Raw genomic sequence first — 20,525 nt, 5'->3', positions numbered from 1 at the left:
CGGTTTTGCAAGTCGGGATGTGGCGAGAGGAAGATTTCATGCGGCAGTGCGGAAACGATTTCTGGGTCATTCCGCGCAGATTCGATGACGAAGGCGATCGGATATCGCCGCATTGCAGCCGCGAAAATTAACTGCAACATTCGGGGCGGCCAACGAGAGGTTATTCCAATGCCCTACGCCGTCACGCAAGATCATGTCCGTCTGCACTTTGAGGAGGCGGGCAGCGGAACTCCGATCATTTTCCTGCACGAATTCGCGGCCGACCACACCAATTGGGAGCCGCAGCTGCGCTACTTCTCGCGCGGCCATCGCTGCATCGCCTATTCCGCGCGCGGCTACACGCCGTCGGACGTGCCTGACAATGCCGAGGTCTACACCTACAGGCATTTCTACACCGATGCGCTCGCGGTGCTCGATCATCTCGAGATACGCAGAGCGCATTTCGTCGGGCTCTCGATGGGCTCCTACTCCTCGCTGCAGATCGGTCTCAACGCGCCGGCGCGTGCGCTGTCGATGACGCTGGCTGCAGTCGGCTCGGGTTCGAGCCTTGAGAATCTCGACGCCTTCCGCGCGCAGTGCCGCGCCAATGCCGCGCAGTATGAGGCGATCGGCTCGGTGGAGGTGGCGAAGGTCACGCGCGAGGCACCGAGCCGGATTCCCTTCCTGCTGAAGGATCCGCGCGGCCACGCCGATTTCTACGCGGCACTGGCGCGCCATAGTGCGAAGGGCTCGGCGAACACGATGCGCAGCTTTCAGGGCGGGCGGCCTTCGATCTACACCATGACCGATGCCATCAAGAAAGTGCCGACGCCGGCGCTGATCCTGTGCGGGGACGAGGACGACAATTGCGTCGAGCCGAGCCTGTTCCTGAAGAAGCACCTGCCGGCCGCCGGTCTCGCCTTCTTCCCGAAGTCGGGCCACGTGCTCAATCTCGAGGAGCCTGCGCTGTTCAACGAGATGGTCGAGCGCTTCATCGCCCTCGTCGAGGCCGGCCGCTGGCCGGTGCGTGATCCGCGCTCGCTCGTCACAACGCACGTCTGATCACTTCACCCCGCCGCGGCTGAGCAGGAACACCCCCTGCTCGCCGAACATGTTCCACACCCACCACGGCAAATTCAGCGGCACCGGGCGGCCGTACAGATCGAGCGCCACCGCGCGCTCCATCTTGACGTTGATCTCGTCGCACAGCTGCACGAAATCCTTGATGGTGCAGAAATGGATGTTCGCGGTGTCGTACCAGGTCGCCGGCAGGTTCTCCGTGCGCGGCATGTGACCGCCGATCAGGAGCTGCAGCCGCATCTTCCAGAAGCCGAAGTTCGGGAACGAGACGATGGCCCGGTGGCCGATGCGCAGCAGATTCTCCAGCACCACCCTCGGCTGCCGTGTGGCCTGCAGCGTCTGCGACAGGATCACATAGTCGAAGGCGTCATCGGGGTAGTTGACCAGGTCCGTGTCGGCGTCGCCCTGCACCACCGCAAGGCCTCGGGCGACGCAGCGGTTGACGCCCTCGCGCGACAGCTCGATGCCGCGGCCATCGATGCCGCGGCTCTCCAGCAGCTCCAGCAGGTCACCATCGCCGCAGCCGACGTCGAGCACACGCGAGCCCGGCTGCACCATGTCGGCGACCAGCAGATGATCGGTGCGATAATTGCCGGTGCGCTCGGGCGCAATGCCCGGCAGCGGCAGGGTTTGCTGCATGCTCATGCCTGACCGCCATTTCCGGATTCGCCGCTGCCCAAACCGCGCGCCTTGCCGGCCGATTGCAGGAAGGCGCGGATGATGTCGAAGAATTCGGGCACGTCGAGCAGGAATGCGTCGTGCCCCTTGTCGGTCTCGATCTCCGCGAATGAGACCCGCGCGCTCGACGCGTTCAGCGCATGCACCAGCGCGCGCGATTCCGAGGTCGGGAACAGCCAGTCGCTGGTGAACGACACCACGCAGAACCGCGTCTTGATTCCGGTGAAGGCTTTCGCCAGCACGCCGCCATGGTCGCCGGCGATGTCGAAATAGTCCATGGCGCGCGTCAGATAGAGATAGGAGTTGGCGTCGAAGCGCTCGACAAAGGACGAGCCCTGGTAGCGCAGATAGCTCTCGACCTGGAAATCCGCGTCGAACGAAAAGGTCGGCAGCTCGCGATCCTGCATCTTTCGCCCGAACTTGCGATGCAAGGCAGCGTCCGACAGATAGGTGATGTGCGCCGCCATCCGCGCCACCGCGAGCCCGCGATGCGGCAGCGTGGTGTTGTCGGCGTAGCGGCCCTGGTGCCAGTTCGGATCAGCCATCACCGCCTGGCGGCCCAACTCGTGGAATGCGATGTTCTGCGCCGAATGGCGCGTCGCGCAGGCGATCGGCAGCGCGGAGAACACGCGCTCCGGATAGGCCGCGGTCCATTGCAGCACCTGCATCCCGCCCATCGAGCCACCGACCACGCAGAACAGCGTCTCGATGCCGAGGCGATCGATCAGCATCGCCTGCGCGCGCACCATGTCGGGAATCGTGACGACGGGAAAATCCAGTCCCCACGGCTTGCCGGTGGCCGGGTTGGTCGAGGCCGGCCCTGTCGAGCCCATGCAGCCGCCGATCACATTGGCGCAGATGATGAAGTAGCGGTCGAAATCGAGCGGCAGGCCGCGGCCGACCATGTTCTCCCACCAGCCGGGCTTGCCGGTCATCGGGTGCACATTGGCGACATGCTGATCGAGCGTCAGCGCGTGGCAGATCAGGATCGCGTTGGAGCGGTCGGCGTTGAGCTCGCCATAGGTCTGATAGGCAATCTGGAACGGCGCGAGGTCGACGCCGCAATCGAGCTTCAAGGGCTGGTCCACGCCAAACGTCGCCACCAGCGAGGTGGGATGATCGGCCTCATGGGCGCGATCCTCGCTGTGGATCGATGGACTTTCGACCGAACGCAAATTGCTCATTGATACGACCTCGCCTCCGCCACGCGGAGGCCACGAACAGAAATCAGGCCATAAAAAACCCGGCCTGAACGATAGGTTCGGCCGGGAGCTGATCTGTCCCCGGCCTGTTTAGCGAGTTGTTTAACGTGGCTGCAAGCCGGCCGGCTCAAATGACCACGGAGTGGCCTAAAATTAGTCTCCAGGCCGCCCTTCGTCAAGGCAGCCGGCAAGGGAGCCGTCAAGGCCTGCATGGTTAACCCCGGCATGCAGGGCTGGGCCGCGAGGTTTCTCTTTGCTTTCACCGGCCGTCTTTCCTAATCAAGAGACCTGTCTGCCGCGGCATTTGGGCCCGGCCACACGAGTTCTCGAGATGTCCAAGCTGCCCCCCGCGCCGCCCTCGCTGCAGGAATTGCGCAAAGAGATCGACAGTATCGACGAGCAGGTTCACCGCCTGCTGATGGCGCGCGGCGACATCATCGACCGCCTGATCCAGGTCAAGCAGACCCAGGAAGTCGGCTCCGCGTTCCGCCCGGCGCGCGAGGCCAGCATGATGCGCCAGCTCGTCGAGCGTCACCGCGGCATCCTTCCGCTCGACACCATCGAGAGCATCTGGCGCGTCATCATCTCGACGTTCACCTATGTGCAGGCGCCGTTCTCGGTGCACGCCGACGTCTCGGTCGGCGAATCCGCGATGCGGGATTCGGCGCGCTTCCATTTCGGCTTCACCACGCCCTATGTGTCGCATTTCAGCGCGCAGGCTGCGGTCGAGGCATTGGCCAAAGCCAAAGGCGATCTGGCGCTGGTCTCGGCGATCTCGAGCCGCACGCCGTGGTGGAGCGAGCTCGAGCCCGAGGGCGCACCGAAGATCATCGCGCGGCTGCCGTTCCTGGAGCGCGCCGATCATCCGGCCGCGCTGCCGGTGTTCGTGATCTCGCGGGTCGCCGACGATGCCATGGTGACGGAGGTGCAGACCTGGAGCGTGCGCGTCTCCGGCTGGAATGCCGACACGGCCCGCGCGCTGGCGCCGCTCGCCGACATCGTCGCGGTCCCCGACACCGCCTTCGATGGCGCCGCACTTCTGGTGTCGGACGCCGGCACCGGCTTTGAGAAGATCAAGATGGCCCTGATCAAGGCCGGGGCCTCGGTCCGCTCCTCGGCCCTCGTCGGCGGCCACGCAACGCGCTATACGGTGCCCCCGAACGGGTCGGCCAAAGCTTAAGGCCTGCTCGCCAAGATTCTTTTTCTGACGCGTTTTCTTCACGCGAACCGGTATCCACTTCGCTTGAAAACGCTCTAGGAGCTCAAGATGTCCCGCCCTGTGCCGAACCCCGGCATTCTCGATATTGCGCCCTACACGCCCGGCAAGAGCCCGGTGCCGGAGCCGGGCCGCAAGGTGTTCAAGCTGTCCGCCAATGAGACGCCGTTCGGCCCGTCGCCGAAGGCGATCGCGGCCTACAAGCAGGCGGCCGGGCATCTCGAGGATTATCCGGAAGGCACCTCGCGGGTGCTGCGCGAGGCCATTGGCCGCGCTTACGGGCTCGATGCTGACCGCATCATTTGCGGCGCCGGTTCCGACGAGATCCTCAATTTGCTGGCGCACACCTATCTTGCCCAGGGCGACGAGGCGATCTCGACCGCGCACGGTTTCCTGGTCTACCCGATCGCGACCATGGCGAACGGCGCCAGGAACGTCGTCGTGGCCGAAGCCAATTTCACCGCCGACGTCGACGCGATCATCAAGGCGGTGACGCCGAAGACCAAGCTGGTGTGGCTCGCGAACCCGAACAATCCGACCGGGACCTACATCCCGTTCGACGAGGTCAAGCGGCTGCGCGCCGGCCTGCCCTCGCATGTGCTGCTGGTGCTCGACGCCGCCTATGCCGATTACGTCTCGCGCAACGACTATGAGCTCGGCATTGAGCTGGTCGCGACCACCGAGAATACGGTGGTGACGCACACCTTCTCCAAGATCCACGGCCTCGCCGCGCTGCGGGTCGGCTGGATGTTCGGCCCGGCGCATATCATCGATGCCTGCAACCGCATCCGCGGCCCGTTCAACGTCACGACGCCGGCGATGCTGGCGGCGGTAGCGGCGATCGAGGACACCGCGCATGTGCAGATGTCGAGGACCCACACCGAGCAGTGGCGCAACTGGCTGACGGACGAGATCGGCAAGCTCGGGCTCAAGGTGACGCCGAGCGTGGCGAACTTCGTGCTGATCCACTTCCCGACCGACAAGGGCAAGACGGCAGAGGAAGCGGATGCCTATCTGACGCGGCGCGGCCTCGTGCTGCGCGCGCTGAAGAATTATCAGCTGCCGCATTCGCTGCGCATGACCATCGGCACCGAGGAGGCCAACCGCCTCGTCGTCGAGGGCCTGCGTGATTTCCTCGCTGGAAAGTAAGAGATCGACGTGACCACCGCTCCCATCTTCAACCGTGTGGCCCTGATCGGCTTCGGCCTGATCGGCGGCTCGATCGCGCGCGGCGCCCGCGCGCAGGGGCTCGTCGGCGAGATCGTCACCACCGCACGCTCGGAGAAGACGCGCGCCCGCGTCACCGAGCTCGGCATCGTCGACCGCGTGGTCGCGACCAATGTCGAGGCGGTGAAGGACGCCGATCTCGTCATCCTCTGCATTCCGGTCGGCGCCTGCGGCCCGGTCGCGGCCGAGATCGCCGCCCATCTGAAGCCCGGCGCCATCATCTCCGACGTCGGCTCGGTGAAGGGCGCGGTGGTGCGCGACATGGCCCCGCATCTGCCGAAAGCCGTGCATTTCGTGCCCGCGCATCCCGTCGCCGGCACCGAGCATTCCGGTCCGGACTCCGGTTTCGCCGAGCTGTTCATCAACCGCTGGTGCATTCTCACGCCCCCTGAAGGCACCGACGCGGCCGCGACCGAACGGCTGCGCGCGTTCTGGGCCGGTCTCGGCGCCAGGGTCGAGATCATGACGCCGGACCATCATGATCTCGTGCTCGCGATCACCAGCCATCTGCCGCATCTGATCGCCTACACCATCGTCGGCACCGCCGACGAGCTGGCGCAGGTGACGGAGTCCGAAGTCATCAAGTTCTCCGCCGGCGGTTTCCGCGACTTCACCCGCATCGCGGCGTCGGACCCGACGATGTGGCGCGACGTGTTCCTCGCCAACAAGGAGGCCGTGCTGGAAATGCTCGGCACCTTCACCGAGGATCTGTCGAAGCTCACCCGCGCGATCCGCCGCGGCGATGGCGAGGCCCTGTTCGACCATTTCACCCGCACCCGCGCCATCCGCCGCGGCATCGTCGAGATCGGCCAGGATTCGGCCGCGCCGGACTTCGGCCGGCAGCACGGCAATCTGGCGAAGGCGGAGTAATCCCCACCGTCGCCCTGGCGAAAGCCAGGGCCCATAACCACCGCGTGTGGTTGTGAATGGGATCGTGGCCACAGCGTCGCGCAACGAGCGACATTCGGGGTAATGGGTCCTGGCGTTCGCCAGGACGACGAATGTGTTGCACGCGCCATCCACAAACTCTGAAGTCGTAGGGTGGGCAAAGGAGCGCAGCGACGTGCCCACCATCTTCGGCGTGCTCGTGATGGTGGGCACGCTGACGCTTTGCCCACCCTACGGCAACTGGACGTGTGTTCTCGTTCTCGCGACATGATGTGTCCGAGTTTTACCGCTCGTTCCGCCCTCTCTCCTGAAAAAGGGCGCAGGGAAGGCCGGGTGCACGCTGCACCCGCGGTCCCATGTGCAATGGATAGAAAGTAGCGCACACGGGCATACAAATGCAGCGGAGGCACGCCGGCCTTCCCTGCGCGATGGCTTTACGGCTTATACGTGCTCGCCCTGGTGAGACTCTGCTTTTGTGCCACCATCATCCGCGATCGGCTTTGGACCTCTCGCGGACTTGCCACCAGCATCGGGGCGGCAGGCCCACACGACTTCGCCGTACGCCTTGCGCGCGCATGTCACTCACACGCCCGGCGTCCACCGCATCCCAGCCCGCGTTCGTGACATTGCGCAACGCCCCTCAGTGGGTAGGATGAGCAATTGTTAGCATAATCGGAAGTTCTTATAAAGCGGAAAATTTTTGCCGATGGGCCTTGCGCCGTCGGGCAAATCAGCTGTCTAATGTCAGCGGGAGCGCCCGTCCCGCTCTGCCTACTTCCGCAGGCACTCGACGTTGTAGGCGATGATGATCTGCGCCGGGTCGCCCTTGCCGATCGCTTTCAGCTCCTCGAGCCCGCTTTTCAGCCTGGCGCCTGCGTCCTTCAGGCTGCCCTCGAGTTTTGCCTTCGCAGCCTTGCAGCGCTCTTCGTTGGAGAATTCCTGAAACACCACGGTGGGGAGCAGCCGCCATTCCGCCTTGTCGTTGGTGGCGGCCGGGCTGACCGAATAGGAGAAGACGTACATCAGGACCCACATCGGGAATGCTCCACCTGGATGCGGTGTTGGCGAACTCCCTTGATGACGGCGTCGGTCTCGCCGATTGGCGATGATCTAGATCAATGGGGGCGCGCGACGCGCTGAACCCTATTGCGTGCGTGCCGCCGGCTGCACCAGCCGAACCGATGTCTTGCAGGTCTGGCACCAGAGCGTGTGCAGCTCGTAGCCGGGAGCGATCGGCTCCTTGACGAGCAATCGGCGCTGCTCGCGGCAAGCCATGCAGACCGGGGGGTATTTGTCTGGCTCCATTGGTGCCGCCCTTGTGGTTCATATGCACGGTAGGATGCACACACGGTGACAAGAAAACAATTGCGCCGCCTGTGAGTTCCATCGTGATGTTGGTCACATTCGGTTGGCCACGCATTGCGCCAGCGCAATGCCGAGGGCTCGAGCGCCCATCCGGCAACCCATCCAACAAAAAGAAAGGCCCCGCCGAGGCAGGGCCCTTCTGGTTCATTCACAGGGGCTGTTAATCGTCCCAGTGATGGCGACGGATCACAACGCCGCGGTCGTAGTCGCGGTCACGGTGATACCAGCCCCGATGCCAGCCGCGGTCGTGTTCGTAGATGCGCATCCGCGGGCCGTCATAGCGGTCGCCGTAATAGCCTCGGTCGCCGCCGACATAGACGCCGATGCCGCCAGCATTTGCGATGGTCGGAGCACCGATCGCCAGCGTCGCTGCAGCCGCAAGGGCGTAAGTGAGCTTTCTCATCTGTTCCTCCTTTGCATCGTTCGTGCAGGGGCCAACGGATGCCGACAGGGGATGTTGCAGGAACCTGGCGGAAACTTTCTTGAAGGAACGTTCAGGTTCGAACTCGGGTCACAGTGTCTTGAGCGCAAATGACCGCACCTGATGATGGTGCGCGTCGCAGAATCCGGTGCTAAGATAGGTTTGTTCGCACAACGCTTGGCGACGGCGTTGGCCGGCTCGAACAGGAGCTGGGATGAAACGGATTGTCTTCACAATGGTCATGCTGAGCGGGCTGGCGGTGTTTACGCCGGTGTCTGCGCAGACCTACGATCCCCGCTATCCCGTGTGCATGCATGTCTATGGCGAGCGCATCGGCGATCGGATCGATTGCATCTTCACCTCGATCGCCCAATGCCAGGCGACCGCGAACGGACTGCCGGCGACGTGCCTGGTCAATCCGTATTTCGCCAATGCCGCCGAGTTCGCGCCGCGCCGCTATCGATCGCGAACGTGGTAGCTACGACGGCTGCAAGCCGAGCGATTGCGCGGTTTCCATCCACACCGGCAGCTCGCGCTGATAGAGCGCGTTGGTCTCCTTGAAGCCGAGCGTCGGCTCGAGCACGAAGGTGGCGAGCACCTCCTTGACCTTGGGATCGCCGTTGGCGGCGACGAAGAGCTCGGCGAGGCGGTCGACGATCGGCTGCGGCACAGCTTTCGGCAGCGCCCAGCCGGTGAAACCGCTGACGGTGAAGAACTTCGAGGTTGCGCCCTGCTCGGGCAGCGTCTTCACCGCCGGGAGCGCGTCGACCTTCTTGGAATGCACCGCGAACACCGTGCCGTGGTTGCCCTGCAACACCGGCTGCGCGGCAGTGTAGCTGCCCATCGCGACGTCGAGCGTGCCCTCCATCAGGCCGGTCCACATCGGCGCTTCGCCGCGGTAGTGGATCGGCTCGATGTTGAGGCCGTACTGCTTGTTGAGCTCGTTGATCGTCATGTGCGGCGCGGAGCCCGCGCTGTAGGTGCCGAAATTGACCTTGCCGCTCTTGCGCACGAAGGCGACGAAATCGTCGAGCGTCTTGACGCCGGATTTCAGGCTCGCGATCAGCGGCAGCCCCGCGCCCGGGATGACGCTCACCAGCGTCAGATCCTTGTCCATGTCGTAGCCGGGATTCTTCACCACCACCCGATTCATCACATAGGTGGTCGAGATCGAGCACAGGATGGTGTGACCATCAGGTGCCGCGCGCGCGACCTCGGCCGCGCCGATCGAACCTGCGGCACCAGCCTTGTTCTCGATCACGACGGCCTGCCCGACCTGCTTGGAGATGTATTCGCCGAAGGCGCGCGCCAGCAGATCGGTCTGCCCGCCGGCCGGGTAGCTGCAGATCATGCGGATGTTCCGCGACGGACATCCGCTTTGCGCCGACGATCGGCGGGAGAGGAAGGGTGTTGCGATTGCCGCGGAGCCCGCCGCGATGAAATGACGGCGATCGAGTTTGGCCGACATGAATCCCTCCCTGATTTTTCAGAGAGGGTATCGCATCATCCGATTCAGGCCAGACGCAAAGGCGGGACAGATTGGCGCAGTTCGCTTCCCTTCTTCGCCTTGTGGGAGAAGGTCAAGTTGCGCGCCTCTTCACCTCTCCCCGCCCTTCTGCGGGGAGAGGTCGGATCGCATCGACAGATGCGATTCGGGTGAGGGGCATGGCAAGCGCTGACCGCAAAGACGGCCTATCCGACTCGGGACTGTTTTTGAGACGTGCGTTGCGCTCTAACGGCGAGAGGCGGACTCGCGGAGACTCCCCCTCACCCGGATTGCATCTGCGATGCAATCCGGCCTCTCCCCGCAAGCGGGGAGAGGCGAAGGCGTGCGCTCAGGTGATCGCGATCGGGCAGCCGTTGCTTCCCGTCGCGCCCTTGATCGGGGCCGGCGCGAAGCAATAGACGAACTGGTATTTCTTGTCGGCGATCAGATCGTCGAAGAACAGGTTCTCGTGGTTGTGGATGCGGTGCTTGGTCTGCAGCTCGGCATGCACCACGAAGGCGAGCGACTTGTCGGGATTGGGTACCACCTCGACCGCCCAGGTGTCGGCGCCGGTGAGCGCGAGATCCTTCTCGATCACCCATTTGGCGGCATCGAGGCCGATGCCCGGCTCGCCGCTGTTGAAGCGGTCGTTGTTCTTCATCCACAGCGAGCCCCAGCCGGTGTGGAAGAAGATGGCGTCGCCCGGCTTGATGTCGGCCTCGTTCATGTTCTGCTTGGCAAGTGCTGCCTTGATATCGGCCGAGGTGATCTCCTGGCCGGCGTCCATCATGCCGCCCTTGAGCGCGACCATGTCGATGAGGTGACCGCGCGTGAACAGCGGCTTCAGCTTTTCGACGCCGAGCTTCTTCAGGCCATAGGCGTCACTGATGTCCTGCGCCGAGTGGCCGTTGTAGAATCGCATCTCGCTGCGATCACCGTCCTTGCCCATCTGGATGCCGATGTGGCCGAGGCCGTCGAATTGCGTGCCGGTCTGACCGATCTCGGTGGAGAGGAACTCGTCGTGATAGACCAGCTTGTTGTCGCCGAACGGGCCGCCGGTCGGACCGCCAGGAATCCGCAGCGTGAAGGCGCGCGGACCGAACAGCGGCATGCCGCCCTCATAGACGCGGCCGATCTTGTAGATGTTGCCGTCCTTGATCCACTTCGCGGTATCGAGGACTTTCGCCGGCGTGATGTGATTGGAGGCGCCGGCCTCGTCGTCCTTGCCCCATTTCGACGGCCACCACGGCCCGGTCACGTTCTTGGGCATGGTCGCGGTCTGCGCCTGCGCGGTCGATATCGGCGCCAGCGAGAACTTGCCGTGCATCGCGCCCGCCAGCGCTGCGCCCGCGGCACCGGCGATGCCCGCCGTGCGAAGCAAGGTGCGACGGTCCGTGCCGCCCTTGTCTTGTTGCCGGTCGTTGGTCTGGTCCTGCTTCTGGTCTCGGCCGCTGACGTCGTCGTCCATCGTTACCCTCCCAGGTTTGCGCCCATAGTCTGGGCTGTCAGAAAAAATTTTGCGGCATGCTGTTCCTCCGCTACCCTGTTGTCTAGCGACAAAATGCGACGTTTGGTTGAGGGCGACATCTGATGGTGATGGTGTGAGCATCTTCGAGCATGACAAATCCGCCGAACGCCTGCCGGTCTCGCTGATCACCGGCTTTCTCGGCAGCGGCAAAACGACGCTGCTCAATCGCCTGCTGCGTCACGATGACATGGCCGACAGCGCCGTCATCATCAACGAATATGGCGAGATCAGTCTCGACCATCTCCTCGTCGAGCGCGTCGATGGCGAGGTCGCGGTGCTCGCGAGCGGTTGTATTTGCTGCACAATCCGCAGCGACCTGGAGGAGACGCTGCGCTCGCTGCTGATCAAGCGCGACCGCGGCGAGGTGTCACCATTCCGTCGTATCCTGATCGAAACAACGGGCCTGGCCGATCCTGCACCGATCCTGCAGCTGCTGCTGAACAATCCGCTGGTCTCGCATTTCCTGCGGCTCGACACCGTCGTGACGACGGTGGATGCCGTGAACGCCGAGCAGCAGCTCGATCGGCAATATGAGGCGGTGAAGCAGATCGCGCTGGCGGACCGGCTGCTGATCACCAAATGCGACTTGGTCAGAGATACTGCCGCATTGCATCACCGGCTCGGCCGGCTCAATCCTGCCGCCAAGATCGAACGCGTGACGCATGGCGAGATCGATCCCGATACGCTGTTTGGCGCGGGCCTGCTCGATCCCGCGCAAAAGCGGATCGATGTCGCGCGCTGGCTCAACGAGCGGGCGTTCATCTGCGAGGAGGTGAACGACCACGATGCCGCGATCACGAGCTTCATGCTTGCCTTCGACGAGCCGCTGGACTGGATGACCGCTTCGCGCTGGCTCGCGTATCTGCGTAACGCGCGTGGCGAGGATCTGCTGCGGGTAAAGGGGATTCTCAACCTGACGGGCGAGCCGGCACCGGTCGTGATCCACGGCGTCCACCACGTCTTCCATTCGCCGGTGACGCTATCGGCCTGGCCCGACGCCGATCGCCGCTCGCGGATCGTGTTCATCACTCGCGGCATGTCGCGCGATGAGGTGCTCTCGCTCTGGCACGAAGGCCTCGCTGCGGCCTGAGACGAGCCCCGTAAGCGCAGACAAACACAGGTTCAGACGATCAGGCCGCCCGCCCCTTCGACGAGGTCGCGGTCTTCGGCGGCTTCGCCACGCTGCGTTGGGCGCTGACGGCCGGGCGGTTGATGGCGGGGCGATGGCCCTTCTTCACATCCGCTTTCGCTTGCCGCGTTCCGCCGCCGCGGCGCGACAGATATTCGCCGCCGTCGGTCGGCGCCAGATGCGGCGGATCCCGATTGAGATAGGGACGCCCGACGCCGTACGCCTTGCCGTTGGCGTCAAGCCACTTCCAGAGCTTTTCCGAGGACGCCCATCGATCGTCACGGGTGCCGCCGGTGACGCTGACGACATCGGCCGCAAGCCCGTGGCCATAACCGCCACGCAGGCTGCCGCCGTGGAACGAGCGGTTGCTGGCCGCCTTGAGGCCGCTTGCAATCGACTGGCGATAGTCGTCGCGGAACGCGCTGGTGATGCCGGGCGACAGGCCGGCCTGCTCTGCCGCGTTCAGCGCATAGAACAGCTTGAGCTTGAAGCGCCGGTCCATGCCGCCGATCACGTAGTCCTGCAAGGTCATCCTGGCGCGCTCAGCCGCCTTGGGGTCCTTCCAGGTGAAATCCGCATCGACAAGCCTGATGACGGTCCGGGTGACCGACACCATCTTGCCCTTCCGCTTCACCATCACCTTGGTCTGCTCCGGCACCTTGTTGGTGTCTTCCTTGGGCGTTCGCTGATAGAGCGCCCACAGGAAGCGGTCGACACAGACGTCGACGACGAAGCATTCGTCGAGAATTTCGATCGAGGTCACGGCCGACTTGCTCGCGGCCTTCGGCGCGGTCTCAGCCTCGCGCGCTTGGGGATCCGTCGCGCCCATTGCCGGCTCGGGCATGGCCTGCGTCTGGGGCGCCAACACCTCTGCCGGATCAGTCAGCGCCGCCACGACAATGGTTTTCTCGATGGGCGCGGTCGTCGAGGCGCTGGTGGGAGGCACCACTTCCGGCTCGGCTCTCTCCGGCTTGGCTGTCTCGAGCTTTGCTGTCTCAGACTTGGTTGTCTCAGCCTTGTCTACCTCAGCATTGGCGATCTCAGGTTCGGTAATCTCGGGCTTGGCAAGCTCGGGCTTGGCGATTTCGGACTTGGCTATCTCAGCCTCGGTTATCTCAGTCTTGGTTATCTCAGTCTTGGTTATCTCAGTCTTGGTTATCTCAGTCTTGGCTATCTCACTCCTGGTCATCTCCGGCTTGGCTGTGCTCGCCACATCGGTGAAACCAGCAGCGGCATGGCCAATGATCGTCGAAAGCGATGGTGCGGGGGCCGCGACAACGGCAACTGCGCGATGCCCGATGGCTGGCGCCTCGGCATGCTCGGTGCCGGCCAACGCTGATGCCACAAGCCTGCCGATCATACAGAGGGCGAGCGCCGCCGTGCCGCTCAGCAACGCCTCTCTGATTCGCCGCGAGTTCGTCATTCCCAGCCTCCAATGGCTCCCTCCGGAGCCGGATTGCATAGCCAAGTATGTGACGGTTCGAATTGTTGGCGCGGGTTGTGGTCGCGCAATGGCGCAGCATGCCGGATTTCAGCCTTTTCCGACAGGTGTTGCACGAGGGCAACTAACAGAAATCGTTAACCATTTGACCGACGTGACGGGCTTCTGGTGACCGCGCCTAGAACAACGGCGGAATCTGTCCGACCCGGATCGGCCCCAAGAACACTACGCCGTCGGCGAAGCGCAGCGGGAAGGCGCGTGCCTTCTTGCCTTCGAGCACAGCCTCGGTGCCAAGCGCATTGATGCCGGCGGCGACGCCGACATTGGCGTTCTGCTTGATCACCTTGCCGAGCCCGGGCACCGCGCGGTCGAGCGCGCCGAAGAGATTGTTGAGGTCCTGCGACTTCACGCCGGGCGCGACGCGATCCAGGGTCGCCTGCGGCACGCCCTGCTCCAGCATCTTGTCGATGCCGAGCGCCGGGATCACGCGCTCGAGGCCCGCGACCGTCATCTGCAGCTCGCCGTCGATGCGGCCATTGGCGTTGAGGCGCAGCGTGCCAGATGCGACCGAGACGAGATCGCCCTGCTCGATGCGCGACTGCAGGATCTCCACCATGCCGCCGGCCGCCTGGATCTCGCGGAAACGCTCCGGCCAGGGCTTCGGCTTGAAATCCTTCAAGCCGGTGACCTTGGCGCGGATGTCGGCATTGAACGGCTGCGCCAGCAGCGGATGCACATCCTGCACGGTGCCGCCGGAAATCTGCAGCACGGTCTCGATTGCGGGATCAGCTGATGTCGAGCCCTCCGCCTGCCGGCCGTGCAGCTCGACATGATCGGCATGCGCGAGCGGCGCCTGCACCGCGGCGATGCGGTCGATGGCGAGATCGTCGAACACCAGCGAGGCGCGCTGCGGGACTGCCGGCAGGCCGACCACGCTGCTGCGACCGAGCCGCCAGTTGATCGCGAGTGACGGCTGCGCGCCGCGCTCGGCCAGCGTCGCCGGCGCCTTGAACTCGGCGATCACGAGCTTGGGATCATAGATCTGCGCGACGACGAGGATCTCGGCGAGCTTCGCGGTGAACGAGGCCTGGGGCGAGGCGGTCTGCGAGATCAGCGTGACGCTCGGGTCTTCGCAGCGGATCTCCAGGCGGAACGGGTAACCGGCGACCGAACGCTTGCCGCAATCATAGACCCGGCCGGCCTTGGCCTCCTGCGCGCGCCAGGCGTCGGCGCGCACGCCGACCTCGGAGGCCGCATAGAACCAGAACGCGCTCCAGGCCGCGGCGGCGATGACGAGCAGAATGGGGGCGATCAACAGACGCCACAGCGAACGCCGGCGTGGCGCGGGAAGAGAATTGGACATGCGGCGTCCTTTGACGGGCGAATTTGTCAAAATCTAAGCATTGGAAGCCCTTGTCAAAAGGGCGGAATTCGCTTCGCATCGCGCCGCTTGTTTGCTAGCGATGATGGAAATGTCCGGTATTACCCTCCCCTATACGGAATTTCCTGGCGACCTCTGGGTGTTCGGCTACGGCTCGCTGATGTGGCGGCCGGGCTTCGAATTCATCGAGAAGGTGCCGGCGCGGCTGATCGGCGAGCATCGCGCGCTCTGCGTCTATTCCTTTGTCCATCGCGGCACGCCGGAGAAGCCGGGCCTGGTGCTCGGGCTCGACCGCGGCGGCGCCTGCCGCGGCATCGCCTTTCGTGTCGCCGAGAAGGACGCGAGGGCGACCATCGACTATTTGCGCGCGCGCGAGCAGGTGACCTCGGTCTATCGCGAGGTGAAGCGCTCGGTATGGCTGGAGAACGAGCCGCGCCAGCGGGTCAGCGCGCTCGCCTATGTGGTCGATCGCGGCCATGTGCAATATGCGGGACGGCTGTCGCTCGCCGAGCAGCTCCGCCACGTGCTGCAGGGTCACGGCCAGTCCGGCGTCAACCGCGACTACGTGCTCGCGACCGTCAAGGCGATCGAGGCCGAAGGCTTTCGCGACGCGCCGCTGCATCAGCTGGCGACGATGCTGCACGACACCACCGCACTGCATCCGTCGCGGCCACAGGACGCGACCTGACGGCAACACGTGGAACTTGTGCTCTCCGTGGCACACCACTGCACAATCGGTGCGCAAATTGAGAGGCACGGGCCCGATGCGCCCGCTTCCCCCTATCGTCGCAGTTGACACCACCATGACGAAACGGCGACATCGCGATGAAACACTAAACCACGGCAAATGCCCGCTAGAATGAACAAGCACCTGAACCTTGGCGCCATCGCGCTCGCCGCAAGCTTCTATCTGATCTCGACCGGCCCGAGCTACGCTTATCTCGATCCGGGCACGGGCAGCATGATTCTGACGGCGATTCTCGGGGCTATCGCTGCGACGACGTACACCTTGAAGGGCTATCTCTCGCGGTTCAAAATGCTTTTTCGTAGGGATCAAAAGGATAGCGCGCGCCACGACGGCGACAACAAGGGATGATCGAGCCATTGCGCGGCGACGCGACAGGCCGGATAGACACGCTTTGAAACAAAAATGATTCCCGAGCCCGGCTCATTCCGCGATCCGACCAATCGCGTTTTCTATCACGACGGCGAAGTTTTCCGCGGCCTCAACGCTGACGGTACTGCGCAATGGCACGAGCTCTCGCAGACGGGCTTCTTCCGCAAGCTGGTCGCCGACGGCGCCGTGATCGGCACTGACACCGAAACGCGCGAGGCGATCACCGCACAGGCGCCGGAGTGGAGCGCGGTGCTGTGCCATGAGCGCATCCCCTTCGTGTCCTATTACTACGAGTGGACATTCGGCATGCTGCGCGACGCCGCGCTGCTGCATCTCGACATCCTCGCGGCCGCGCTCGAGAACGGCTGGACGCTGAAAGACGGCTCCGCATTCAACGTGCAGTGGCGCGGCCACAAGCCGGTGTTCATCGACGTCTCCTCGTTCGAGCCCTATCGCGACGGCGACGCCTGGTTCGGCTATCGCCAGTTCTGCATGATGTTCCTGATCCCGCTGCTGCTGAAGGCCTATCGCGACATCGACATCGCGCCGCTCTGCCGCAGCGAGCTGGAAGGCATCGATCCCGAAGCGGCCCTCAAGCTGATCTCGAAGCGCGACGTGTTCCGGCGCGGAATCTTCACCCATCTCTATCTGCATGCACGGCTGCAGGCGCGTGCGCGGAAGGCAGAGGCGAAGATGGCTGACGTCAGCACGCCCTCCAAATCGCCGATCCGGCAAACCCGCATCACCAATCTGCACATGGTGCGATCGATCCGCGCGATGGTCGCCCGTCTCGCACGCAAGGGCGGCGACACCGTCTGGTCGGCCTATGAGACCACGCATTCCTATGACGACGGATCGCTCGCCGAAAAGAAGAGCTTCGTCGAGACGCACGTGCGCGATCGGCGCTGGTCGCTGGTTTACGATCTCGGCAGCAACACCGGGGCGTTCGCGCAATTGTGCCGTGCCCATGCGGATTGCGTCATCGCGGTCGACCAGGACGAGCTCGCCGTCGACACGCTGTATCGCCGCCTCGGCGCGGAGCAGACAGGCAACATCACGCCGCTGGTGATGCCGCTCGGCAACGTCTCTCCCAACCAGGGCTGGCGCGGCCGCGAGCGAACCTCGTTCGACAGCCGCGGCAAGCCGGAGCTCATCCTCTGTCTCGCCCTGATCCACCATCTGGTGATCTCGGCCAATATTCCGCTGCCGCAGGTGCTGCAATGGCTGCGCAGCTTCGGCGCCACCGTGGTGCTGGAGTTCGTCGGACCGGAAGACGAGATGACGTTGCGTCTGCTCAGAAACAAGCGCATCGCCCATTCCGATTACACCTTCGCACGGTTCGAGGCCGAGGCGCTCAAGCTGTTCGACATCGTCGACCAGGCGCCGCTCAAGCAAGGCAAGCGGCGGATCTACCTGCTGCGCCCGACGCCAGGCGCGATCGAACCGCGGGCGGCCGCATGAGCGCGATCGACAAAAGCCGCCGCGACGCGGGACGGGACTCGTTCCTGCTGCATCTCGCACTGTCGGCGATCGCGATCGCGCAGCCGTTCTTTTCGGTCACCGGGCGCGATCTGAACTTCTTCGTCGCCTGGCGCATGAGCGGGCTGGAATATTCGGCCTGCGTGCTGCTGATCTATCTGGGGCCGCCGGTCATCACCTGGCTGCTTGTCAGGGTCGGCTATCGGCTGCACCGCACCATCGGCCGCGTGCTGGCCTTCCTGGCATTCGGCAGCTATATCGCCGCCGCCTGCGTCGTCGGCGCGTTGCAGATCGCCAACGGATTTCGCGTTGTGCCCGGCAACGGCGTTGCGCTCGGCATCGGCGCCGCGCTGCTGGTCGTCTCGGTGAGCCTCGCCACACTGCTGCTTGCGAACCGGACCGCACGAGGATGTGTCCGCATGTTCGCCGTGCTCACGCTGATCTTTCCGGTCACGATGCTGACCAGTGGCTACACCTTCGGCGTGATCGAGTTCACGAAGGTAGAACCGGCCCCGAAGTACGAGATCGCGAACCAGCCGAACGTCATCTTCATCGTCTATGACGAGCTGCCGCTCTCCACGATCCTCGACGCGAACGGACTGATCGACCGGGCGAAGTTCCCGAACCTCCACGCTTTCGCTGATGGCGCGACCTGGCTCGCCAACGCGTATTCGCGCTCCGGCAGCACCGAGACTGCCGTTCCCGCCGTGCTGTCGGGACTGCTGCGGACCCGCATCGTGCCGCCCACCTTCAAGATGTACCCGCACAATATTTTCCAGCAGCTCGGCCCGAGCTACAACGTGCTGGACCTGCAGATCGCCACCGACCTGAATCCGCTGCGGCAACCCGGCGAAGAAGACACCATCGACGACGAACGGGAACGGCTGCGCCATATCGCCGACGACGTCGCGACCATCTACGCCCATCTGATTGCGCCGCCGACGCTCGCCGCCCAGTTGCCGCCGATCGACACCCAGCACAACCGCTTCGGCGAGGACGTGCTGAAATCGACCCACGGCGCGCGACACAGCAACAAATTCATCGCCACACTCGACAAGGCCAAGCCGCCGTTCCTGGCCGTCTATCACAACATCTATCCCCACAACAGCTGGACTCATTATCCATCGGGACAGAGCTATCCCCGCTCGCGCTGGGGCGAGTATCTTTCGCTGGAGGATCGAAACGAGACGCAGCTGGCCTATGACGGCAGCAGGATCATGCACGATGTCCAGGCGCAACTGCTGCAATCGATGCATGCGGACAAGCTGTTCGGCGAGGTGATCGCAAAGTTGAAGGCTACCGGCCAGTACGATAATTCGATCATCATCATGACGGCCGATCACGGCGTGGCGCTGTGGCCTGGCGAGCGTCCGCGCAATCCCGTCGCGGAGGAGCACGCGGCCGACGTCTATAACGTACCCCTGCTCGTCAAGTTGCCGAACCAGAAGCAATCCGGCGTCGTGCAGGAGCCGATCGATTCGACCGACATCTATCCGACGGTGCTCGACTATCTCGGCATAGCCCCGCCAGCGGATGTGCGGGGAACATCATTCCTGGCCGCGCTTCGGGCCGCGACACCGGGCGAGGCGGTCAGTTTGACGTCGCATCGCGACGATCCGACAGTGAAGCGGAAGCTGGAATGGTTCGGCACAGGCACCTCGATCGCCGATCTTTACGGCTTCGGCAGATTTGCCGCGGAGATGGGACGCGACGTCGGCAGCTTCGAGCTCAGCAGCATCCCCGAAGCCCATGTGTCGATCTTCCGCAACGGAAAGTTCTCCCGCGCCGCCGCACCGCTGTCGGCCCGGATCGATGCCGAGATATCAGGCGGGCCCCAGGACGGCCAAAAGCGGGACATCCTGATAGCGCTCAGCAATCGCATCTGCGGCGCGGCGCGAACCACCGATCTCGTGAAGTCCGGGAAAGCCAACGCGTTCACGCTGATCGTGGCGGAGCCATGCCTCGACCTGCTCGACAAGAATCAGATCCGCGTCTTCGTGCCCGGCCCCGCCGGTCATCTTGCCGAGATGACGGTCGACAGCGGACAGGAATTCACGCCCAAAACGATCGTCGACCAGACGATCGAACAGATCGCGATCCTGCTCGACCGCCTCGCTCCAGTCGAGACGGCCAGCCAGGGACAAATGACGCCGCAGCAGCTCCGCGACCTCGGCGTCGACATGCCGGCGGCGTTCCAGAGCGGCGGTGAGTTCGCCTGGCGTTGGGGCGACGTCGACATTATCCGCGACGGCCACAAATGGGTGGTGGATTTGTATTCCGCTCCCAAGGATGTTTGCGAGGCGATCGAGATCGGCGCCGGCCAGTTTCCGGCTGTGGCGCGGATCGCGGCTTCGGGCCGCGCGGCCGACGAAACCCGCGTGCCGGTTTCGGCGGAGCAAGCACGCGCAGCATGCTCGAACACCGAGTCGGACGTCGTCCGGCTGATCACGGTCGACACACCGGCGCGGCGGCTTCCCTCGACCACGGAGGTGCTTGAACGGCTGGGCCTGTTCGTCGATCACCTCGCCAGGGTGCAGGGGAGCAGCCCAGGCCGCGTACCGCTCGCCACGCTACGCGGCCTTGGAGTCGCCGTCCCCGACATGTTCGTCACCGACGATCGGCTGGCATGGCCGTGGGGCAACGTCACGGTGCAGCAGGACGGAGCGCACTGGATTCTCGATCTGTCCGGCGTGCCAAAGCAGCTTTGCCGCGACATTCAACTGGGAGCCGGCCAGATTCGTGGCATTGCGCGCATTGCGGCATCGGACCTTGCGAAAGACGAAGCCAGCGTTCCGGTCACGCCGGAGCATGCCGAGGCGACATGCGGGTCCAGCACCTCCGACATGATCCGCATCATCACGACGGACGCGCCTCTCGCACCGGGTGCCACCGGCAATTGATCCGGATC

Annotated in this window: 19 protein-coding genes and 1 riboswitch; of the genes, 10 read left to right on the top strand and 9 right to left on the bottom strand. The window is 64.2% G+C overall.

Features of this window, described 5'->3' with window-relative positions:
- Positions 1-168: 168 nt before the first annotated feature.
- Complete coding sequence (locus JQ604_RS22135) at positions 169-1,041, top strand: alpha/beta fold hydrolase (protein WP_212361628.1); 873 nt, start codon at positions 169-171, stop codon at positions 1,039-1,041.
- On the opposite strand, the gene metW is transcribed toward JQ604_RS22135, so the two are convergent.
- Positions 1,042-1,704, bottom strand: a complete 663-nt coding sequence (metW, locus tag JQ604_RS22130; RefSeq protein ID WP_212361625.1) for a methionine biosynthesis protein MetW — start codon at positions 1,702-1,704, stop codon at positions 1,042-1,044. It abuts the gene before it with no gap.
- Complete coding sequence (metX, locus tag JQ604_RS22125; protein ID WP_212361621.1) at positions 1,701-2,921, bottom strand: homoserine O-acetyltransferase MetX; 1,221 nt, start codon at positions 2,919-2,921, stop codon at positions 1,701-1,703. The genes metW and metX overlap by 4 nt, the downstream gene beginning before the upstream one ends.
- An 87-nt stretch (positions 2,922-3,008) precedes the next feature.
- A riboswitch (SAM riboswitch) is annotated at positions 3,009-3,088 on the bottom strand.
- A 182-nt stretch (positions 3,089-3,270) separates the two neighbouring features.
- Here metX and JQ604_RS22120 point away from each other — a divergent pair.
- The 3 genes from JQ604_RS22120 to JQ604_RS22110 all read left to right on the top strand — a co-directional run bounded on the left by JQ604_RS22120 (position 3,271) and on the right by JQ604_RS22110 (position 6,252).
- Positions 3,271-4,119 (top strand): chorismate mutase, encoded by an 849-nt coding sequence (locus JQ604_RS22120; RefSeq protein ID WP_212361618.1) that lies wholly within the window; start codon positions 3,271-3,273, stop codon positions 4,117-4,119.
- An 87-nt stretch (positions 4,120-4,206) separates the two neighbouring features.
- Entirely contained in the window at positions 4,207-5,304 is a 1,098-nt protein-coding gene (gene hisC / locus JQ604_RS22115; RefSeq protein WP_212361613.1) for a histidinol-phosphate transaminase, read from the top strand.
- A gap of 9 nt (positions 5,305-5,313) precedes the next feature.
- Positions 5,314-6,252 (top strand): prephenate/arogenate dehydrogenase family protein, encoded by a 939-nt coding sequence (locus tag JQ604_RS22110; RefSeq protein ID WP_212361610.1) that lies wholly within the window; start codon positions 5,314-5,316, stop codon positions 6,250-6,252.
- Positions 6,253-7,041: 789 nt separating this feature from the next.
- Here JQ604_RS22110 and JQ604_RS22105 read toward each other — a convergent pair.
- The 3 genes from JQ604_RS22105 to JQ604_RS22095 all read right to left on the bottom strand — a co-directional run bounded on the left by JQ604_RS22105 (position 7,042) and on the right by JQ604_RS22095 (position 8,038).
- Positions 7,042-7,305, bottom strand: coding sequence for a hypothetical protein (locus JQ604_RS22105; protein ID WP_212361607.1), 264 nt, complete (start codon positions 7,303-7,305; stop codon positions 7,042-7,044).
- Between the two features lie 108 nt (positions 7,306-7,413).
- Complete coding sequence (locus JQ604_RS22100) at positions 7,414-7,575, bottom strand: hypothetical protein (protein WP_212361604.1); 162 nt, start codon at positions 7,573-7,575, stop codon at positions 7,414-7,416.
- 220 nt (positions 7,576-7,795) lie between these two features.
- On the bottom strand, positions 7,796-8,038 hold the full coding sequence (locus JQ604_RS22095) for a hypothetical protein (RefSeq protein WP_212361601.1): 243 nt from the start codon (positions 8,036-8,038) through the stop codon (positions 7,796-7,798).
- Between the two features lie 232 nt (positions 8,039-8,270).
- Between JQ604_RS22095 and JQ604_RS22090 the strand changes: the two genes are divergently transcribed.
- Positions 8,271-8,534 carry a DUF3551 domain-containing protein gene (locus JQ604_RS22090; RefSeq protein WP_212361596.1) on the top strand — a complete coding sequence of 88 codons (264 nt, stop codon included), beginning with the start codon at positions 8,271-8,273 and terminating at the stop codon, positions 8,532-8,534.
- Here JQ604_RS22090 and JQ604_RS22085 read toward each other — a convergent pair whose 3' ends face one another.
- Together JQ604_RS22085 and JQ604_RS22080 are read right to left on the bottom strand one after the other, a co-directional pair.
- Positions 8,535-9,524, bottom strand: a complete 990-nt coding sequence (locus JQ604_RS22085; protein ID WP_212361593.1) for a Bug family tripartite tricarboxylate transporter substrate binding protein — start codon at positions 9,522-9,524, stop codon at positions 8,535-8,537.
- Positions 9,525-9,891: 367 nt separating this feature from the next.
- On the bottom strand, positions 9,892-11,010 hold the full coding sequence (locus tag JQ604_RS22080; RefSeq protein WP_212361590.1) for a cyclase family protein: 1,119 nt from the start codon (positions 11,008-11,010) through the stop codon (positions 9,892-9,894).
- 133 nt (positions 11,011-11,143) lie between these two features.
- On the opposite strand from JQ604_RS22080, the gene JQ604_RS22075 reads away from it, so the two are divergent.
- Complete coding sequence (locus JQ604_RS22075) at positions 11,144-12,160, top strand: CobW family GTP-binding protein (protein WP_212361587.1); 1,017 nt, start codon at positions 11,144-11,146, stop codon at positions 12,158-12,160.
- A gap of 40 nt (positions 12,161-12,200) precedes the next feature.
- Here JQ604_RS22075 and JQ604_RS22070 read toward each other — a convergent pair whose 3' ends face one another.
- Together JQ604_RS22070 and JQ604_RS22065 are read right to left on the bottom strand one after the other, a co-directional pair.
- Positions 12,201-13,622 carry a hypothetical protein gene (locus JQ604_RS22070; protein WP_212361584.1) on the bottom strand — a complete coding sequence of 474 codons (1,422 nt, stop codon included), beginning with the start codon at positions 13,620-13,622 and terminating at the stop codon, positions 12,201-12,203.
- A 196-nt stretch (positions 13,623-13,818) separates the two neighbouring features.
- On the bottom strand, positions 13,819-15,003 hold the full coding sequence (locus JQ604_RS22065; RefSeq protein ID WP_212361581.1) for a DUF2125 domain-containing protein: 1,185 nt from the start codon (positions 15,001-15,003) through the stop codon (positions 13,819-13,821).
- Positions 15,004-15,112: 109 nt separating this feature from the next.
- On the opposite strand from JQ604_RS22065, the gene JQ604_RS22060 reads away from it, so the two are divergent.
- The 4 genes from JQ604_RS22060 to JQ604_RS22045 all read left to right on the top strand — a co-directional run bounded on the left by JQ604_RS22060 (position 15,113) and on the right by JQ604_RS22045 (position 20,517).
- Complete coding sequence (locus tag JQ604_RS22060; protein ID WP_212361577.1) at positions 15,113-15,709, top strand: gamma-glutamylcyclotransferase; 597 nt, start codon at positions 15,113-15,115, stop codon at positions 15,707-15,709.
- Between the two features lie 171 nt (positions 15,710-15,880).
- Positions 15,881-16,117 (top strand): hypothetical protein, encoded by a 237-nt coding sequence (locus JQ604_RS22055; protein WP_212361574.1) that lies wholly within the window; start codon positions 15,881-15,883, stop codon positions 16,115-16,117.
- Positions 16,118-16,171: 54 nt separating this feature from the next.
- Positions 16,172-17,599: a class I SAM-dependent methyltransferase gene (locus JQ604_RS22050; protein ID WP_212361571.1), complete on the top strand. Its 1,428-nt coding sequence runs from the start codon at positions 16,172-16,174 to the stop codon at positions 17,597-17,599.
- Complete coding sequence (locus tag JQ604_RS22045) at positions 17,596-20,517, top strand: sulfatase-like hydrolase/transferase (protein WP_212361568.1); 2,922 nt, start codon at positions 17,596-17,598, stop codon at positions 20,515-20,517. Before JQ604_RS22050 ends, JQ604_RS22045 begins: the two co-directional genes overlap by 4 nt.
- Positions 20,518-20,525: the final 8 nt, after the last annotated feature.

This window comes from Bradyrhizobium jicamae, assembly GCF_018130695.1.
In the GTDB taxonomy this organism is placed as follows: Bacteria; Pseudomonadota; Alphaproteobacteria; order Rhizobiales; family Xanthobacteraceae; genus Bradyrhizobium; species Bradyrhizobium jicamae_B.
Note: the sequence above shows the minus strand (reverse complement) of the source record. Positions and strands in the feature narration are given on the sequence as shown.

What these genes read in the sequence shown, in the direction of transcription:
- JQ604_RS22135 (WP_212361628.1), top strand. Translation starts at nt 169, where the DNA reads ATGCCCTACGCCGTCACGCAAGATCATGTCCGTCTGCACTTTGAGGAG.
- metW (WP_212361625.1), bottom strand. Translation starts at nt 1,704, where the DNA reads ATGAGCATGCAGCAAACCCTGCCGCTGCCGGGCATTGCGCCCGAGCGC.
- metX (WP_212361621.1), bottom strand. Translation starts at nt 2,921, where the DNA reads ATGAGCAATTTGCGTTCGGTCGAAAGTCCATCGATCCACAGCGAGGAT.
- JQ604_RS22120 (WP_212361618.1), top strand. Translation starts at nt 3,271, where the DNA reads ATGTCCAAGCTGCCCCCCGCGCCGCCCTCGCTGCAGGAATTGCGCAAA.
- hisC (WP_212361613.1), top strand. Translation starts at nt 4,207, where the DNA reads ATGTCCCGCCCTGTGCCGAACCCCGGCATTCTCGATATTGCGCCCTAC.
- JQ604_RS22105 (WP_212361607.1), bottom strand. Translation starts at nt 7,305, where the DNA reads ATGTGGGTCCTGATGTACGTCTTCTCCTATTCGGTCAGCCCGGCCGCC.
- JQ604_RS22100 (WP_212361604.1), bottom strand. Translation starts at nt 7,575, where the DNA reads ATGGAGCCAGACAAATACCCCCCGGTCTGCATGGCTTGCCGCGAGCAG.
- JQ604_RS22095 (WP_212361601.1), bottom strand. Translation starts at nt 8,038, where the DNA reads ATGAGAAAGCTCACTTACGCCCTTGCGGCTGCAGCGACGCTGGCGATC.
- JQ604_RS22090 (WP_212361596.1), top strand. Translation starts at nt 8,271, where the DNA reads ATGAAACGGATTGTCTTCACAATGGTCATGCTGAGCGGGCTGGCGGTG.
- JQ604_RS22085 (WP_212361593.1), bottom strand. Translation starts at nt 9,524, where the DNA reads ATGTCGGCCAAACTCGATCGCCGTCATTTCATCGCGGCGGGCTCCGCG.
- JQ604_RS22080 (WP_212361590.1), bottom strand. Translation starts at nt 11,010, where the DNA reads ATGGACGACGACGTCAGCGGCCGAGACCAGAAGCAGGACCAGACCAAC.
- JQ604_RS22070 (WP_212361584.1), bottom strand. Translation starts at nt 13,622, where the DNA reads ATGACGAACTCGCGGCGAATCAGAGAGGCGTTGCTGAGCGGCACGGCG.
- JQ604_RS22065 (WP_212361581.1), bottom strand. Translation starts at nt 15,003, where the DNA reads ATGTCCAATTCTCTTCCCGCGCCACGCCGGCGTTCGCTGTGGCGTCTG.
- JQ604_RS22060 (WP_212361577.1), top strand. Translation starts at nt 15,113, where the DNA reads ATGTCCGGTATTACCCTCCCCTATACGGAATTTCCTGGCGACCTCTGG.
- JQ604_RS22055 (WP_212361574.1), top strand. Translation starts at nt 15,881, where the DNA reads ATGAACAAGCACCTGAACCTTGGCGCCATCGCGCTCGCCGCAAGCTTC.
- JQ604_RS22050 (WP_212361571.1), top strand. Translation starts at nt 16,172, where the DNA reads ATGATTCCCGAGCCCGGCTCATTCCGCGATCCGACCAATCGCGTTTTC.
- JQ604_RS22045 (WP_212361568.1), top strand. Translation starts at nt 17,596, where the DNA reads ATGAGCGCGATCGACAAAAGCCGCCGCGACGCGGGACGGGACTCGTTC.